Raw genomic sequence first — 18,316 nt, forward strand, 5'->3', positions numbered from 1 at the left:
TTTTTTTTAAAAAACAATACTACTTTTTTTATTAATTTGATATTATGTTGACTAAAAGAATTATTCCTTGCTTAGATTGTGATTTACAAGTGCCTGAAGGCAGAGTCGTTAAGGGAGTTGAATTTAAACAGATTAAATATGCAGGCAATCCTGTTGACCTGGCAACTCGCTACTATGAAGAAGGCGCAGATGAGGTGGTAGTTTTGGATATCACAGCATCACACGAGAGAAGAGCTACAATGGCTGATGTTATTGATAGGCTAACAGAGAATGTATTCATGCCAATTTGCGTAGGCGGGGGAATAAGAAAAGTCGACGATTATATTAAGATGCTTAAGGCTGGAGCGGATAAATGCTCAACCAACACAGCGGCTATTAAAAATCCCGAACTTTTAACTGAAGCTTCAAAGGTTGTAGGTTCTCAAGCGGTTGTAATTGGAATAGATGCAAAAAGAAGATACGTCGAACATCCGGATGACGCGCCGGATAAGATTGTCATTGAAACCGACAAGGGCTATTGCTGGTTTGATACAAGCATTTATGGCGGACGTGAATTCACAGGCATTGATGCAATCGCATGGGCACAAAAATGCCAAGATCTCGGCGCAGGTGAAATTCTTTTAACCAGTATGGATGGTGATGGGACTCAAAATGGATATGATATTGAGCTAAATAAGACAATCAATGATGCTGTTGATATTCCTGTCATTGCCAGTGGCGGTGTAGGTGAACCAAAACATATTCTTGAAGTGTTTGAAAAAACAGATGTTTCTGCAGCTCTTGCTGCCAGCATATTCCATTTTAACCAATATTCCATCGGCACAGTAAAAGAATTTTTAAAAGAAAATAATGTAGCTGTTCGTTTATGATTATCAAATCCCCTATTGACTTAGAATTGACCCAACTGTCAGGCCAAACATCACAGCCCCCTTGGAGAAAATTTGGTGATTGTTATAGGGAAGTTGTAAATGTCAATGATAATCCGGTTATTTTCAGTGTAAAACAGTCCGACGAGTTTTTAGATTTTGATTTTAAAGGGGATATTTCAACCGATGAGGCCATTTCTATGCTGACATACATCTATGATTTGGATTTTGATTTGGATAATTTTTATAGGTATTTGAACAATCATGCCGAGTTGGCTGAAATGTCAAAGTTCTGCAATGGCCTGAGATTATTTTTGGCACATGACCCGTTCGAATGCATTATTTCATCAATATGCTCCGCTAACAATTCCATTAAAAGATGGACAAAATCGATTTCTGAGATGAAACAAAACTGGGGAAATCAATACGAAGATTACTATACTTTTCCTCAAAGCAGCGACTTAGCAAAGATATACTTGGATGAGGAAGATGAATTTAATTCATCGAACATTCAAGATATTTGTGACTGCAACAATAACCTCAAAAGTTGTGGCGTAGGATATAGAGCACCATACATGAGAAAGGCATCTGAGCTATTTACACTTGAAATGGAGCTTTCGGAAATTCCAAAAATGACATATGATGAAGCGTTTGAAACAATTTTGGAGGTGCCGGGTGTTGGTCCGAAAGTTGCAGACTGCATATTGCTTTATGGATTTAACTTTAGAGAGGCTTTCCCGTCCGATGTGTGGATAAAAAGGATTGTTTCTCACTTGTATTTTGATGGAAAGGATATGAGTGTAGCCAAGGTGCGTGAATTTGGAATGGAGGAATTTGGCGACATGGCGGGATATGTCCAGTTGTACATGTTCCATTATGCAAGAAAATCCGGACTGATGGATAAATTGAAACGTAAATGAACATGTTTATTATAGTTTTCGTGATATCATGACAAAAGTATCTGTTATAAACAAAAAGGAATTGACAAAAAGCGAAGAAGAAGTTCTTGAGAGATTTAAAGAATTCCAATTGGCAATGATAGAAAAGAATTTCGATGCGCTCGATGAGATTTTAGATGATGATTACACATTAACACACATGTCCGGAAAAACACAAACAAAACAGGAATACATCGATGAAATCATGGACGGAACATTGAACTATTACGAATCAACTATTGACTGCCCCCAAATTAAAATAATTGAAGAAACAAAAGCTATTTTCAATGCTGATGTAACGCTTGATGCGAAAGTATACGGTATTAAAGGAACTTGGACCTTGCATTCACAGCAAACAATGGAAAAGGTCAATAACAAATGGTATATCAGCAAATGGGACAATTAGATTATAATTAAATATCATCATTAATCAATCCGATAATTTGTGTCTAATGGATTGGACATTGTTTTATTCAGACAAGATAAGATTTTATATTGTATAAAATTAATATATTATTTGATGGAAAATAAAAATCTGATTCTTTTTATTTGTACGGTATTGTCATTTTTCGCTGTTTTTGCGGTTAATTCAGTCATGGTTGTAATTCCAACAATAGCCGCTGAGTTTCATATGAGCAATATCGTTCAAAATTGGGCTATAATCATCTTTTTATTAGTTGTGGCAGTATTATCGGTTCCTGCAGGTCAGATTTCAGGAAAATATGGTCTTAAAAAAGTCACAATCATAAGCGTCATATTATTTATTTTAATTTCAATTGCCAATGTGCTGGTTACATCTTCCGAGCAGTTTTTACTTTGCCGTCTAGTTCTGGGCATTGCCCTTTCATTTTTCAATGTCACATCCATGGCAATGGTTGTCTCAGCATTTAAACCGGAAGAGCGCGGAAAGGCATTGGGAATAACCATTACAGGAGTTTATATTGCGCTGTCCCTAGCGCCGGTTCTTGGTGGTGTCTTAAATTACCAATTGGGATGGAGATCTGTGGTCCTATTTGGAGTTCCATTTTTACTCGTCATCCTGGCATTGCTTTTAACTAAAGTTGATGAGGAGTGGGTTACATTTGAAGGTGTTCCTCTTGATGTGAAAGGGTCAATTTTCTATGGAATCGGAATGGTATTATTCATATATGGATTTACCATACTGAATGAGCCATTTGGAGTAATGTTAACAGTTTTAGGTATTGTATTCTTGATTATATTCGGATTTATAGAATTGAGAGAAGATCATCCTGTATTCGATATAAGATTTTTCAAAAATCGTAAATTCCTATCATCCAATTTCGCATCATTATGCGCCTATTTGGCTACTTTTGCAGTCACTACAATTCTAAATTATCACTTGCAGTACATTAAGGGATATGATTCACAGACTGCAGGAATAATCTTGCTTGCAGCACCTCTATGTCAAGTTGTGCTTGCTCCGATTGCAGGAAGGTTATCTGACAAGTATGTTCCGCAGATTCTTGCAGCTATTGGAATGGGGCTTGGAACAGTTTCACTGGTTTTTTTCTCATTTTTAAACGAGGCCACATCACTTGAATTTTTGATAGTGGCAATGATAATTTATGGTGTTGGATTTGGACTGTTTTCCCCACCGAATACAAATGTCATAATGAGTTCCGTTCCTCCAAAGGATACATCGGTGGCGTCAGCGTCAGTAGCGACAATGCGTACAGTCGGTCAGGCAATGAGTTTGGGGATATTGACATTGGTGTTTGCGTTTGTGATGGGCAATGTGCCGATTGTAGAAGAGTATTATCCTCTTTTAATAAGCAGCTGTCAAATAACATGCATTATCTGTGTGGTGTTATGCATAGCGTCTGTGTTTGCTTCATTTGTTGGAATTAAATCTAAAAATTAGATTTCAAGAAATAAAAGAAATTTTGTAGTTAAAAATAAAAAATAAGTTGAAAGATAAAATTATCTTTCTTCAATGGTCACCTTATTCATTTTGTCGCCTTGTTGGATTGCATTAACAACATCTTGACCTTTGATAACTTGACCGAATACGGTGTGAACACCGTCTAAGTGTGGTTGTGGGCTGTGTGTAATAAAGAATTGGCTTCCACCGGTATCTTTTCCTGCGTGTGCCATGGATAATGCACCAGTACCGTGTTTGTGTGGGTTTCCTTCAGTTTCACATTTGATGGTGTAACCTGGTCCTCCGGTACCGTTTCCGATAGGACATCCGCCTTGAATTACAAAGTTTGGAATTACTCTGTGGAAGGTTAATCCATCATAAAATCCTTCGTTTGCTAATTTTTCAAAGTTAGCTACAGTTCCTGGAGCTTCATTTGGGAATAATTCTAATTCGATATTTCCTTTGTCAGTTTCAATTATAGCGACTTTCATTTTATCACCTAATTTTTAAATAATACTATTAATATAAATATTATTGATTAAATAGTTTATGGAGGATAATATGAATACTCAAGAATTAATTAAAATTGAAGATGATTATTTCATTAACACTTTCACAAGACAACCACTAGTTTTAGATCATGGGGAGGGTGTTAAGGTTACAGACATTGATGGAAATGAATATTTGGACATGTTTGCAGGTATTGCAGTTAATGCTTTAGGTCACAATCATCCAAAGCTTGTAAAAGCAATACAAGATCAAGCAGAAAAGCTCATTCACATTTCAAGCATTTATTATAACGAACCAGCATTGATTTATGCTAAAAAATTGATTGACAAAACCAGTTTCGACAGAATTTTTTATGCAAACAGCGGTGCTGAAGCAAATGAAGGAGCTATTAAATTAGCTGTAAAATACACTGGAAAAAGTGAAGTAATCTCAACTGTCGATTCATTCCACGGAAGAACATTGGTGACACTTGCAGCAACTGGTCATGAGGAATACCATGAGCCATTTAAGCAAATATTGCCAAAAGGATTCATCAACGTACCATACAATGATATTGATGCCATTAAAGAGGCCATTACAGAAAATACTGCAGCTATCATTGTCGAACCTATTCAAGGTGAAGGTGGAGTGAATGTTCCAGATAAGGATTATCTAAAGCAAATTGAAGAAATCTGTCATGAAAAGGATATCGTATTCATCGTGGATGAAGTACAGACAGGTTTTGGAAGATGCGGAACATTATTTGCTCATGAACTCTTTGATGTCAAACCTGATATCATGACAATGGCTAAAGGAATAGGCGGAGGAGTTCCAATGGGTGGCATTCTTGCAACCGAAAAGGTTGCCGGTGCATTCGTGCCTGGAGACCACGGAACCACTTTCGGTGGAGGACCTCTGGTTTGTGCAGCAGCAAATGCTGTTTTGGATGCATTTGAAGAGGAAAACATTTTGGATAATGTCAATGAAGTCGGCGAATACTTTATCAGCGAACTCAAGAAATTGGATAAGGAAATCATCGCTGATGTAAGAGGTAAAGGTTTGATGGTTGGTTTGGAGCTAACTAAACCTGGAGCTGAATATGTGGACAAACTAAGAGAAGCAGGATTCTTAATCAACTGTACTGCAGGCAATGTTTTAAGATTCGTTCCACCATTGATTATTACCAAAGAAGAAGTCGATGAGTTTGTAAAAGCTTTAAATGAAATTTTGTAGGTCATTCGTATGGGTCAATTCATTAAATATAAATGTGATGTTTGTGGACATGAACATGTTCAGGATTTAGAAGTTTTCTGGATTGATGAAAATTGTGAAATAAACGTGAGCATGTTATTGTTTTTAACATCCACCGAAATGTCAAAGGCATTGGTAAGCGGTTATTATCATGAATATTACTGCTATGATTGTGATAGTATTGTCAAAGAGTTTATTATATCCGAAAATCCTTCAAAAATGAGCAATGAGGATATAATCAATTTGATTGAGGATTACGATCATACCTTTAAAATTATCAAATTCGATGATAAGTTCCAAAACTGCTTGAACTGCTCAAGAAGTCTGGACGTCAGATCCGAAAAGGCGTTTGCAGTTGGCAAGGATGATGATTTTGTCATTGAAGATTCATATATCCATGATTTTAAGGATAATGATAATTATGACTTTTGGGGCTATTACTATGGATATTACTGCGATAACTGTAAAAAGCAGATTAATAAATTTGTAGTTATGCAGAATTTATCTAATGTGGATGAAGATTCAATAAGATACATTCTCAAACAGCACACCAATGAATTAACCGTACTATTATTTGACTATAGGGGCAATTGTCAGCATTGTGGCGGCGAGCTTCACTCATTAAAGGATTCTTCATTATGTCCAAAATGTAAGGAAGGTCATTTTGTAACTGTTGAAGTCCGAAATGTTGATTAAATTTCCCAATTCCTTTTTTCCAATATTTTTTTGAGTGATGAAGATATTTCCAATGACCTTATTTTTTCCAAGTCAGCCCACATGAACTCGGTGTGCTCTTCGCTGATTTTGACATCACCTTTTATATTTTCAAGATACATTATCAGCTGCACGGTTCTTTTGTGCATATAATCATTTTGAACGGCTTCGCAGAAATCGCCGACTTCACAATCCAAGTTTGTTTCTTCTTTGATTTCACGGATAAGGGCATTTGTAAAATGCTCTCCCTTTTCAACTTTTCCTCCCGGAAGTTCCCACATCTCGGGGTCTGTTTTTGATTTGGGATGTCTTTTCAAAATCAGGATTTCATTGTCAGTATTTTTGATTACTCCTCTCATTGTAAGTCCATAAAATGCCATATTGACTATTTTTAATTTCATGATTAATATTTTAAACGGAAAAATCCTTTCCTTAACAAATTTTAAATATATTAAACAAGATATGTAAAAACATAATGTAACTTTTTTAGGAGTTTTAATTATGGATTTAAATATAAAAGTAAACGATAAAAACCATTTAGATATTGGTGGTGCAGATGCATTGGACATCGCAGAAGAATTCGGAACTCCAACCTATGTAATTGATGAAAATAGGATAAGAGATAACTATAATAGGTTTTACTCTGCTTTTTCAAAATATTATTCTGATTTTAAAGTATTTTATGCATGTAAAGCAAATACCAACCTTGCTGTCATGAAAATTTTAGAAAGTGAAGGTTGTTGTATTGATGCGGTTTCACCTGGAGAAGTTCACATAGCAAAAATGATTGGATTTTCAGGCGATAGGATATTATTCACAGGTAACAATATCACTAACGATGAATTGAAATTTGTCCATGATGAAGGTGCAGTTTTAAATATTGACTCAGTTTCAGCCCTCAAAAGACTTTCACAGGTAGTTAATCCGGAAGGATTAAAAATATCCTTTAGGGTTAATCCAATGGTAGGTGCCGGACACCATGACCACTGTATCACCGGTGGGGTAATGAGTAAATTTGGTATTATGGATAATGAAGCTGTAGAAGTATATGAAATGGCTAAAGAATTAGGATTCAATCCGATTGGAATGCATTCACACATTGGATCAGGTATTTTAGACCCTGAACCATTCAAATTAGCTATTGAATCTACAATGGATATTGCAGGAAAAGTTCACCAAGAAGCGGGAATCGACTTCGAATTTGTTGATTTTGGTGGAGGTGTAGGTATTCCATACACCCCTGAAGAAAACATTGTGGATTTGGACAAATTTGCAGAAGTTAATGTAGGTTTATTCAAAGAAAAATTAGAAGAATACGACATGGGAAATCCTACAATGTATCTAGAACCTGGAAGATACTTGGTTGGAGATGCAAGTGTTCTTTTAGTAACAGTTAATAGTGTAAAACAAAGCTACAGAAAATTCATTGGTGTAGACGCAGGTTTCCATACACTCTTAAGGCCTGCAATGTATGATTCATACCACCACATTGTCGATGCAACTAAAATGGATGTTGAAAATACCCAGGAAGTCGATATTGCAGGAAATGTCTGTGAATCCGGAGACTTGTTCGCACGTGACAGACCAATGCCTGATGTGGAAGAAGGTGACGTATTAGGTATTCTAAATGCTGGTGCATATGGATTTACAATGTCTTCAAACTACAATTCAAGACCATTAGCTTCTGAAGTTCTTGTAACTGATGGAAAATGTAGTTTAGTACGTGAAAGAGAAACTTTTGAAGACTTATATGCAAAACAAAGCATTCCACCACACTTAAAATAAGTTGATAATATGGTAGATTTAAAAGGATTAAAATTTTCAAAAATGCACGGAATAGGCAATGACTTTCCTATAATCAATGAATTTGATGGGGAAGTCATTCCAGAAGCTGACAAACCGGAAGCCTGTAGGATTTTATGCCACAGGAACTTTGGAGTAGGGGGGGATGGAGTACTATTCGTCGAACCGTCTGAAGTTGCAGACATCGGATACAGAATGTTCAATCCTGATGGAAGCGAAGCTGAAATGTGTGGAAATGGTATAAGATGTTTCGGTGATTTTGTTTACAGAAAAGGCATTTTAAAACAAGAAAAAATGACTGTTGAAACAAGAGCTGGAATAAAAACAATCGAGATTACTTTAGATAGTGATGAACCTGTATTGTTCAAAGTGGATATGGGATTATCAACATTCAAAACTCCTGAAATCCCAATGACCAGCGATAAGGAAGAATTTTTAGACGGCCAGTTAGAAGTATTGGACACCACTTTTAACTTGACTGCCATTAGTGTTGGAAATCCACACGCCATTATCTTCGTCGACAATGTTGATGAAATAGACATCAACAAATACGGTCCGGCCATTGAAGCCCATGAAGTGTTCCCTGAAAAAATCAACGTTCACTTTGTAGAGGTCGTTTCTAAAAATGAAGGTAAAATGATTACTTGGGAAAGAGGTGCTGGTGTAACACTTGCATGCGGTACAGGCGCAACTTCCACAGCTATTTCCGGTTATAAACTAGGTTTATTCGATGAAAACATATTGCTTCATTTGCCTGGTGGCGACTTAAAATTCAATGTTTATAAAAAAGAAGATGCTCTTGGAGCTTTCATGGAAGGCCCTGCAGAGCTTGTTTTCGATGGAGAATTCTAATTCTCTATACTTTTTTTATTTTTCTGATAATCCCGAAAATGATATCAATTACTGCAAGCAGTATTATCAATATTATCCAGATATTGAACTCATTTCTAATTATTGCAAATATCACTGCAAGAATTAAAAGTATTGTACCTATTAAAACTGATTTTTTCCATTCTTCCATAATTATCACGTCATTATATTTTATAAGCATTAATTAAAGTTATATCCTCAAAGAAAAAGTGTTCCGAAGCAGCTATTTCAGCAATGAAGCCTAAATGATCCAATTTTTCCAGGGTTTCTTCATTACCTGAAAGTGAAGACTGTATCATCTGGACAATTCCTCCATCATTTAAGTGATTCCCCACTTCATTTAAGAATAAGTCAATAACTTTCCTACCGTTTAATCCACCATCGAATGCATAATTTATAGTGTCATCTAAAACTTCATCATCTTCAGTAGGCAGATATGGAGTATTAAATAAAATTACATCAAACTTTCTATTTTTCACGGGCTCAAATAAATTTCCAAATAGAATCTCAATGTTTTCAATGCCATTGTCTTTGAAATTTTTTTCGGCCAAAAGGCAGGCATCAAAGTTGATGTCCGTAACGGTAATGTCATCAGTTAACTTTGAGGCGTACATTGCAACAATTCCAGATCCGGTTCCAATCTCTAAAACGCTTTGTCCGGATTTGATTTCCAAATTATCGGCTAATAAATAGCTGTCTTCAGCCGGAATATATACATTGTCATCGGTATTAATTATAAAATATACCATATTATCTATCCATTTAAAATCGGGTTAATTTCTCTTGATAAAAACAGTATCTCTTCTGGTGAGACTACAGTAACTCTCTTTTTGAAATATTCTTCTATTTTTTCAGATTTTATTTCATTCAAACGTTTCTTCATTTCTTTTTTGTCAAGGTCAGTTATAATGTGTCTTGAATCAATCAGGGCATTTCTTATTTTTTTGTTCCTATGCTGGAATAATGCCTTTGTAAAATTAGAATAAACCTTAAAGTCTTCATCTGAAATTTTATTTTCCTTCGGTGTTAATCTAACAACAGCCGAATCGATTTGCGGTTTAGGTATAAAGCTTTCTGAACTAACATCCGCCAATTTTTCAACATTGCATTTAAAATATAGCATTGCAGAAAGTCTTGAATAGTTTTTTGTTCCAACTTCGCCATTCATGCGTTCAGCAAATTCTTTTTGATACATTAAAATGGCCAAATCAAAATCATAATTAAGAAATTTAAAAGTAATCGGTGATGAAATTTGATAAGGTAGATTGGAGATGATTTTATTGAACTTTGGAAATTCAACATTCAACGCATCATCGTTTATTAATTCTACATTATCTATTTTTTCCTCTTTAAGTCGTTGGGCTAAAATTTCATAAATCTTTTTGTCCTGTTCAATTGCTATTACTTTTTTAGCTTTTTTGGCAAGTTCAATTGTTAGTGTGCCAATTCCGGTCCCTATCTCTAAAATTGTATCGTTTTCATCAATATTTCCAAAGTTAATAATCTGGTCTCTCTTATTTTTATCAATCAAATAATTTTGACCAAGATTTTTATTTAACTTTATCCCATGTTGATTTAAAATAGCTTTTGTTATTTTAGATAAAGATTGGGAATTTTCACTAGTCAATTTATCACTTATCTTGAATTTCTAGGTCTTTTTGGGGGCTGAGTAAATATATAGTATTTGCCTTTGTTACCTCTTCTGATAGTGGTTGTGTCGAGTTCCTGTTTTACTCTATTTACAATCATGCCCGCAGGATCGGTTAATGTTGGGAGTCTTTCTGTAATATCTTTAAAGCTTTCAAAAGGTTTTTCCTCTCTAGCATTGATAATGTCCCACATATATTTTTTTCCTATTCCTGGAATTAACTCAAGTGAATGAAGTCTTGTACTTACGGATTCAGTTGTATTGAAGAATTCAACATATTTTGCTTCGTTAGCTTCAACAATGTCACGAATAGCATAATCTAATTCAATTCTACTTGTAGCAGTTAAATTTTCGAAATCTAATCTTCCAAGCACTCTATAGATTTTATCTCTCTTTCCTTTTCCAATATATACGGTGTCCTGTATTTCTAAATCAACACCATTTTTAGGAGCTAATTCGAGTAAAGTGAATTGTTCTGTACCAATAGCTTGAGCAATAGGTTTACCTCCGAATTTAGACATATCAGATTTAACATAGCCTCGACTTAGATAATCGAGCACAACAGCATATTGTTCTTTTTTTACTGTTGGTTTTTTTTCATTTCTCTTTCTATTATCAACCATCTTTTATCACTCACTATTGTTTTTATATAAGTTAAATTAGCTATTATATAAATATATTATAAATTTTAGTTTTTAAGTATTAATAAAGATATCTAAAAAAAAGTGCAAATTAAAATAAATATTTAAAAATAATAAAAAAAGGGGGGGGGAATAGTTAAATACTATTCTTCAATATCATATTGTTCCAAGAATTCAAGGATTTTTTCCATTTCTTCTTTTTCGATTTTTTTAGGTTCTTTAGCAAAAATTAATCTTAAGTCTGCTAAATCTTTAGGAGCCAAATCAACAATATGGACAGCGACTTTGTCTCTTAATCCGAATTCATCTTGGAGCTTTTCAACAATTTCTTTTGAATCTTCAATTGAGTATCTTTTGAATCTTGCAAGATGATTCAATGTAAGATTTTGCTCGTAATTTAACTCATTATCATTGGAAAAATCTTCAAGAATTTCTTTAACTTCTGCACCAGAAATTGGTTTTGTTTCAATAACCTCTTTTCCAATCATAGAAATCATTTTTGTAATTTTAAGTGGTCAGGTCTTACAATTAACTCTTTTGGTTTGTTTCCATCTTTTAAAGCGACAATGTATGCTTTACCTTTTTGACCGATAACTTTTCCGGTTTTTCCGTGGAATCTAGGAGCAGGTTGTCCTTTTTGGATGGATGGGTTAATAGTAATGTGAACTAAGTCTCCTTCTTCAAATCTTTGGAGTCTGTTTGTAATAGGGTTAGTTCTACCCGGTCTTTGCACTTTAGTCATTTTTTTTCTTGATCTACTTTTTAATCCTCTTGATCTTTGCATTATATAACCTCTTAATCAGTTCAGTCTGGGTATAAATCTATGTTATCAGCGACCTAGTATTAAAAAATGCCCATAAATACTAGTAACATAGAATGTGAAAATAACTATTACCATCAGTGATATGATAATATTATAATTTTAGTTTAATGGTATTAATATACTTTTAGTTTTTAGGGCAAAATTCGATATTTTCAAATTTTTTTCAAAAATGTGATTGATCTATTTTTCAGGGTTTGTTTTTTGATGGTTTTTGGTGTTAAAAAAATGGTGTGAAGAAGATAACTATTTAGTTATCTTCAAATCTTCTTCTGTCAATTAATTCTTGACGTTTACCTGGGTTCCAACCACCAGATGCAGATTTTGCACGTCCAACTTGTTGTACGTAACCGGTAATTCTGTCATACCATTCCACATCTTCTGTTTCACCGCAGGTAGGGCATGTATTGTTTAACCCTTTCATTAAAGTTTTACATTTTAAACAGAAACTTAAAGCTGAGCTGTAAGCCCAGAATCCGATATCGGATTTTTTAGCAATTTTGTTAGTTAAGCTCATTAAGGAATCTGGATCGGAGTAGGATTCTCCCATGAATGCATGGAAGATGTGTCCACCCGGAGTTAAACTATGATATTGCTCTTCGATTTTGATTTTTTCAATGAGTGAAGCGCTGGTATCTACTGGCACATGTGATGAGTTAGTGTAGTAGTTAGCGTTGCCGTCTCCTTGTACAATAGCTTGATCGCCATATTGTTTTTTATCGAGAGTTGCAAATCTGTATGCAGTTGATTCAGCAGGGGTTTGTAAAACAGACCATCTAAGTCCGGTTTCTTCTTGTAACTTTTTAGCCCTGTCGTTAACATATTCGAGACATTTTACACCGAATTTATTAGCATCAGGATTTTCAATACCTTCGCCGAATAAGGATAATAACATTTCGTTGAGTCCGACAAAACCAAAGGATAAAGTTGAGTTTTCGATTCTGTAGTATGATTCTTCACCTACTTGCTGTTTTAAGAATGGTAAAATGTGGAAGTCATTTAAACATTTTAATCCTTGTTCCCTTCTAAGCATTAAGGTTTCAACCGCTAAATCCATGTATTCATCTAAGTATTCGAATACTTGGGATTCATCTTTGGATTGGTATCCGATTCTTGGGAAGTTTAAGGTTACGTATGCGAGGTTACCAGTTCTTAAACAGTCTTGATCCCAGTCACCAGTCCAAGTGTCTTGTAAACAAGTTCTGCATCCCATGTAGTTAGCCATTTTTCCTCTGTATTTAGGGAACATGTTAACAAAGTAGGATGAACCATATTTTGCAGATAATTCATGAACTAATCTTATGTCATCTTCGTATTCGCTGGTCATTGTTTCTTTACGGAGTGTGTAGATAGTATTTGGGAATAAATGAGGTTTTCCTTCGTTGTCTCCTTCAAGTAAGGTTTCAGTGAATGCTCTTTGAATTAATCTGGTTTCTTCTTCAAAGTCAGCGTAGGTTCCAACTACTTTACCTTTAGGTCCGTATGCAGTTTCATCTTTTAAGAAATCAGGGACACCGAATTCCAATGCCATACTTGTGAATGGAACTTGTGATCCTCTTGCAGCGTAAGCCATGTTTAAGTTGTAAACAAGCATTTGTACTGATTGTTTGATTTCTTCATAGGTTCTTCCTCTTGCGAATGGTGCAACAAATACGTTCCAAAGGGACATTCCTTGTCCTCCGGACATGTTTTGTTGTGCTGCGAGCATGATTTCACCAGTGTGGTTCATTAAAGTTTCCATGTGGTTTGGTGCTCCTGCAATTGAGGTGTGGTCACCGGTACCGTCTACTTTAAGACCATATTTGATGAAAGTTCTGATGTCATGTTGCATACAGTTTAAAGGTCTTCCTGCGAAGAATTCTAAATCGTGAATGTGAATGTCACCGGACATGTGTGCATCTGCCAAGTGTGCAGGGAGCATTTTTAAGAGTGCATATTGTTTTAATGCTTCGTCAGCCACATGTTTGTGAATACTTTCAGGGTTGTGGATCATGTTTGCGTTATCCCTGTTACCGTTTTCAATTAAAGAAGTAATGTTGTATACAGGAATACCTAAACGAGTGTAACGGCTTCTTAAATCTTCTAAACCGTATTCAATCAATTTGGTGTTAACCATTTCCCTGATCATTGGTGCGGTTAAGTATTCGACGTTTAATTTTTTGAGTTCTTTCCAGGTTTCAGTTGCGATTTCAAAAGCGGTTTCTTGGCTTGCTCCGGTTTCTTCAATTAATGTATTTGCAATTTTTGATAAGTCGAATGCTTCAATAGTATCTCTTGAAGTACGTACTTTTAATTGGGTACTTGCTAAGTATTTGTTAGCGATTTCAGGGTCAATATCTTCTAAACATTCATAAACGATTTTTTTAATTTCTTTAGTTTTAATTCCATCGTATAATTGAGATACTACGGTTGCAACGATTTTGTCTGATTCGAAGAATGGGGTTTCAACCATTACTAAAGATTTTACTAACTTTTCATAACTGAATCTTTCTTTAATTCCGTTATTTTTTTCTACATTGATTTTAACGGATTCATTTAAATTATTTCCTAATTCTGATATTTTTTCCATTTTCACACCATTTTTCCTATTTATTAAAAAGTTTATTATCCTTTGAGAGAGCACTCTCCCATATGCTATACTATTTGTAAGCACTTGTATAATTAATTGTTCGTATTAGTACGAACATCTACATTATACTTTATGCGACGTGGTATATAAATTGTTCGTCTTACATCGAACAATATTTACGTGCCATGAAATTTTTTATATATTTTATATATTATATTAAGCGTCCAAGAGCATTTGAAAAGTATTGTAAAAATTCTTTAGAAGAACACATCTAAAGAACTTTGTTTTGATTTATCACTTTCAAATAATGAGTTAATACCATATTCCTGAATTTCTAAACGTTGTTTTAGGTAATGGGAAACAGGATATCTATTAACCAGCTCTTGTGAAATTTCGAGGTACTTTGTCACTGATCCTTTGGAAACGGAAAGAATCAGATTGCCTCCGCATCTGCATTTTCCGGTAAGTGGCATTCTTCTGTATTTTGCACCGCACTTGGTACATCTTACTTTTTGTTTGGAAAATGCTCTGGAATTGCCCATAATATCCGGTAAGAAATGGGATGACAATACTTTTTCCACAACTCCACGTTGATCAACAGCCCTAATGGTCTCCGCAAGGGAAATTTGAGCTTCTACCTTTTCTCTCATGGATGGCAATCTTTTATAAAGACAGACTGTTGGACCCGCATGAATATTTGAGGTGTGGTGTGAGAACATCAATCCTTCATATTGCTCCGGAGTTCCTAAATGTTTTTCAACATTATCGATGTACTCCAAGACTTCAGCAGGCTTATGAGGAGTGTATGTTTCTTCATAAAACTCTACAGGGAATCTTTCGAATATGTCCAGGTTATGTGATTCGTCATCTATCTCTTCAGGGTCAATTCTTGAAGATAAAACTAAAGGAGCATCCATACTTCCTCCTCTAGTGTTTGGTAAATATGATTTTGAAAAGTTTATTAATGCATCCAATAATAACATTACGGCATCTTCGTCACTATCACAGTTCCTACGTTTTGCAGAATGGAAATACGGATGAGCATAACAACCAAGCGCCTTTGTAAATCCAACGATTCTTCCAAGTACTCCTGCAGATGTGTGAGGTGCTAGTCCTGCTACCAAATGTCCAATCAAATCACTTTTTTCTTTGACATTGTAAAATGCATCCATTCCATAGTATCTTGTAAGTTCATCGTCAATGAACTGTGCGGTATGGAGCAGGTATTCGCCGCAATTGTCGGAAATTACAATATCCTGAACTTTAAGTTCAATGATTTGATCTTCATTTTCAATTGGATTTCCGTAGCAGTCCTTGTCATAACCCATCTCAAGCAATTTGTCAACTGTAACTCCAATTTCTTTTGGAATGAAATGTGTCAGCGGCAAATCAGTTGAGTCATGACGAATTGTACCGTCCTTAAATGTGAATACTTCATTTTTAGCTCTCAATATCCCTTTTTCAAGCGGTTCAGGTATTTTTGATTCTGAAATCATACCCATAACCCCTTTAAATTCATCCACTCTTCTCACTTTAACATTGTCTGATGCTTTTTTAAGCATGGATGCAAGAGGGATGCTTTTTTGAGACGGTTTTCCCATTTCAGTTGGAGCTCCGCATTTAGGACAAAGGGAACCGAATGAGCTAATTCCGCATTCCGGATTTGTACATTTTCTTCTGGATATATCAATTTTGATATTTCCTTTTTTAGCAGCTGTTGCAACTAATCTTCTTGTACCTCCATTGTTCCCGATTGGGAATAATCCGTGTGGTGCAGGTCTCATCAATCTTTCTTTTGATTTTTCAGGCCTACCTACACGAGTACCGATATATGCCGGAGCTTTATTCTTAATTTCAACCGGTGAAACTTCATTTATGGCTTCAATGGTACTCTCCTTTTGAGGTAATTTTTTTGATAATGTTACTAAAAGTGCATAAGCATGATCTTTGTCGATGACTATTTTTCCGTCACGGACAGTATGGGGAACACCGATAACCTCCAGTGTTCTTTTCTGGAATGATAAATCAAGTTTAATTCCTTCATCCTGTTTATATGTTGATTTTCCTTTCTCAATCAGGTCAATTAAATTGTTCAAGTCCTGAATAGTCACGTCATTATAGCAATAGGTGTATTTCGGATGAAGAGGTATGTTGTACTTTTTGGATAATGTAAATGCCTCGATGGATGTCAAATACTCATATTCAAGCTTATGTAAATCCAGGTCATTGTTGTCCTTATCGAAGTTTTCACTTCTCATTAATAATTGAATCCACCATTCTTCACACCATCCTGATGGATATAAAGGCTGGTTGTTTCTTAAGAATTCTCCAAACGCAACAAGCATGTCTCCCAGGAATAATATTTCAACAACATCTTTTTTAAGTTCACGTGCTTGGCGAACGGAGTCGATAATCACGACATCTCCGTTTTTGAGTTTGACTGTTGGTCCTTCAATGGAATCAACAGGAACAACACAGTTTCCTTTACCTGGGTATTCAATTTTAAGCTGGGTTCCGACTGCTAAAAATTCAAGCAGAGCCATTGTTGCAGGATGAACGCCCATGGTAGCAAGCCCAGTATTTCTAGACCTGCCGTACCTTAATCTAAATCCTCCCTTTTCAGAAGGATATCCTAGAATTGGTCTTCCTCCGATAATATCCTGAATATATTTTGGTTCACTTACAATATCGGACTCTCCCTCATCCTTTGAGGAATCGTCTTTTTTAGGTTTTGAATATTCGCTGAGCCATTCCCAATCAAGGCCTAATTTTTTAGAGATTTTATGAATCTTTTTTGATTTCTGAATTACTCCCTCAACCATCGCAAGAAGTGCTCCACCACGAATGTTGTTGGTTTCCACACGTTCCAAATCTCTGTGTGACACTTCTACTTGGTCAGTTTGTTCTCCTGAAACTTCCACGGGAATATGATTTGCAGCGAATCTCACTTCTTCTGGTGTTGGTGAGTATTGTAAATTTGTAACTTCTGATTCGTATAATTCAACTTCTTCCACATATCTTTCAATTTCATCGTCAATAGGTTTAAATTCATCAATACCAATAGCCTGTCTGATTTTATCTCCTAAAAGCACAGCTAATGCTGCTGCAGTACCACCTGCACTCCTAATAGGTCCTGCAAAGTAAACTCCAATATACTTTGTTCCATCAAAGTTCTGTTTAATTTTTACTTGAGAGATTCCTTCGAGAGGTGCTGCAACCACTCCTTCTGTAAGAATGGCCAATGCTGTCCTTAAACCTTGGTCGCATCTTTGCTCCTCGTTCCAGTCCGCCTTTTCACCGGTTAGCTCAAACTTGCCTGATGCAATTTCGGCGGCAATTTCAAAAGCAACCTCTTCTCTTGTTATATCTTGTTCTAATTCTTTAATACGTTGAGCCACACCTTCGGGACCTACAAGCCCTTCTACTCTTTCAGCTAAATCCTTTGCAAGAGGAACTTCGGTTGTTGTTTCAACATCTAACCCTTTAGATCTTGCTTCATTAGCTATCTCGTATAGGTGATGGGTTTCAGCTTCTAATCTATCAAAATAATCCATGGTATCGCCACAAGTTACAAAATTAATTTAACATATAATCTATTGATTTTCATAATTTAATAATGTTTGTAATTTTCAGATTCAATCTTGTCATCCGGATTTAAAAATACTTAAATATTCAAAAATTCAAAAATTTTAGTTGTATATTGTAGTTGAATTTTAAATTATTATTGCTATTTTGGTGATATTAATGTCAAACGATAAACCATTAAATGCCATGTATGGGCAAAAAGTGAAATTAGACTTAGATAAAATTAGAAATAGAAATAAA

18 protein-coding genes are annotated in these 18,316 nt (G+C 35.3%); 8 read left to right on the forward strand and 10 right to left on the reverse strand.

Translation table 11 applies throughout. From position 1 onward, the window contains the following. The first annotated feature begins 44 nt into the window (after nt 1-44). From hisF to QZU81_RS08160, 4 genes are all read left to right on the forward strand, one after another. A complete protein-coding gene (gene hisF / locus QZU81_RS08145) occupies nt 45-869 on the forward strand; it encodes an imidazole glycerol phosphate synthase subunit HisF (protein ID WP_295591091.1) in 825 nt (274 codons plus the stop codon). Continuing rightward, on the forward strand, nt 866-1,786 hold the full coding sequence (locus QZU81_RS08150) for a DNA glycosylase (RefSeq protein WP_295591093.1): 921 nt from the start codon (nt 866-868) through the stop codon (nt 1,784-1,786). The genes hisF and QZU81_RS08150 overlap by 4 nt, the downstream gene beginning before the upstream one ends. 28 nt (nt 1,787-1,814) lie before the next feature. Further along, nucleotides 1,815-2,210, forward strand: a complete 396-nt coding sequence (locus QZU81_RS08155; RefSeq protein WP_295591095.1) for a nuclear transport factor 2 family protein — start codon at nt 1,815-1,817, stop codon at nt 2,208-2,210. Between the two features lie 114 nt (nt 2,211-2,324). After that, a complete protein-coding gene (locus QZU81_RS08160) occupies nt 2,325-3,686 on the forward strand; it encodes an MFS transporter (protein WP_295591097.1) in 1,362 nt (453 codons plus the stop codon). Between the two features lie 59 nt (nt 3,687-3,745). Here the strand turns inward: QZU81_RS08160 and QZU81_RS08165 are convergent, their stop codons facing one another. Then, nucleotides 3,746-4,177, reverse strand: a complete 432-nt coding sequence (locus tag QZU81_RS08165) for a peptidylprolyl isomerase (RefSeq protein ID WP_292824060.1) — start codon at nt 4,175-4,177, stop codon at nt 3,746-3,748. 70 nt (nt 4,178-4,247) lie between these two features. On the opposite strand from QZU81_RS08165, the gene QZU81_RS08170 reads away from it, so the two are divergent. Then, nucleotides 4,248-5,408, forward strand: coding sequence for an acetylornithine transaminase (locus QZU81_RS08170; RefSeq protein WP_292824057.1), 1,161 nt, complete (start codon nt 4,248-4,250; stop codon nt 5,406-5,408). Nucleotides 5,409-5,417: 9 nt separating this feature from the next. Beyond that, on the forward strand, nt 5,418-6,122 hold the full coding sequence (locus tag QZU81_RS08175) for a hypothetical protein (RefSeq protein WP_292824054.1): 705 nt from the start codon (nt 5,418-5,420) through the stop codon (nt 6,120-6,122). Here QZU81_RS08175 and QZU81_RS08180 read toward each other — a convergent pair. Then, a complete protein-coding gene (locus tag QZU81_RS08180; RefSeq protein ID WP_292824051.1) occupies nt 6,119-6,541 on the reverse strand; it encodes an NUDIX domain-containing protein in 423 nt (140 codons plus the stop codon). The two genes, QZU81_RS08175 and QZU81_RS08180, sit on opposite strands and share 4 nt — an antisense overlap. A gap of 100 nt (nt 6,542-6,641) precedes the next feature. Between QZU81_RS08180 and lysA the strand changes: the two genes are divergently transcribed. Further along, nucleotides 6,642-7,925 (forward strand): diaminopimelate decarboxylase, encoded by a 1,284-nt coding sequence (gene lysA / locus QZU81_RS08185; RefSeq protein WP_295591100.1) that lies wholly within the window; start codon nt 6,642-6,644, stop codon nt 7,923-7,925. 9 nt (nt 7,926-7,934) lie between these two features. After that, nucleotides 7,935-8,795 carry a diaminopimelate epimerase gene (gene dapF, locus QZU81_RS08190; protein WP_292824045.1) on the forward strand — a complete coding sequence of 287 codons (861 nt, stop codon included), beginning with the start codon at nt 7,935-7,937 and terminating at the stop codon, nt 8,793-8,795. Nucleotides 8,796-8,799: 4 nt separating this feature from the next. On the opposite strand, the gene QZU81_RS08195 is transcribed toward dapF, so the two are convergent. The 8 genes from QZU81_RS08195 to polC all read right to left on the reverse strand — a co-directional run bounded on the left by QZU81_RS08195 (nt 8,800) and on the right by polC (nt 18,045). Then, entirely contained in the window at nt 8,800-8,964 is a 165-nt protein-coding gene (locus tag QZU81_RS08195; protein ID WP_292824042.1) for a hypothetical protein, read from the reverse strand. 13 nt (nt 8,965-8,977) lie between these two features. Beyond that, nucleotides 8,978-9,562, reverse strand: a complete 585-nt coding sequence (locus QZU81_RS08200; protein WP_295591103.1) for a HemK2/MTQ2 family protein methyltransferase — start codon at nt 9,560-9,562, stop codon at nt 8,978-8,980. 5 nt (nt 9,563-9,567) lie between these two features. Continuing rightward, nucleotides 9,568-10,440, reverse strand: a complete 873-nt coding sequence (rsmA, locus tag QZU81_RS08205) for a 16S rRNA (adenine(1518)-N(6)/adenine(1519)-N(6))-dimethyltransferase RsmA (protein WP_292824036.1) — start codon at nt 10,438-10,440, stop codon at nt 9,568-9,570. An 8-nt stretch (nt 10,441-10,448) separates the two neighbouring features. After that, nucleotides 10,449-11,084: a DUF655 domain-containing protein gene (locus QZU81_RS08210; protein ID WP_295591105.1), complete on the reverse strand. Its 636-nt coding sequence runs from the start codon at nt 11,082-11,084 to the stop codon at nt 10,449-10,451. 161 nt (nt 11,085-11,245) lie between these two features. After that, nucleotides 11,246-11,590, reverse strand: a complete 345-nt coding sequence (locus QZU81_RS08215; protein ID WP_292824032.1) for an RNA polymerase Rpb4 family protein — start codon at nt 11,588-11,590, stop codon at nt 11,246-11,248. A gap of 5 nt (nt 11,591-11,595) precedes the next feature. Then, entirely contained in the window at nt 11,596-11,886 is a 291-nt protein-coding gene (locus QZU81_RS08220) for a 50S ribosomal protein L21e (protein ID WP_295591108.1), read from the reverse strand. 286 nt (nt 11,887-12,172) lie between these two features. Next, the gene (nrdD, locus tag QZU81_RS08225; RefSeq protein WP_295591110.1) at nt 12,173-14,491 is read right to left on the reverse strand and encodes an anaerobic ribonucleoside-triphosphate reductase; all 2,319 of its coding nucleotides are present in this window, start codon (nt 14,489-14,491) and stop codon (nt 12,173-12,175) included. Between the two features lie 257 nt (nt 14,492-14,748). Beyond that, nucleotides 14,749-18,045, reverse strand: a complete 3,297-nt coding sequence (gene polC / locus QZU81_RS08230) for a DNA polymerase II large subunit (protein WP_295591112.1) — start codon at nt 18,043-18,045, stop codon at nt 14,749-14,751. Nucleotides 18,046-18,316 lie beyond the last annotated feature (271 nt).

The sequence above is a fragment of the uncultured Methanobrevibacter sp. genome, from assembly GCF_902770715.1.
In the GTDB taxonomy this organism is placed as follows: Archaea; Methanobacteriota; Methanobacteria; order Methanobacteriales; family Methanobacteriaceae; genus Methanocatella.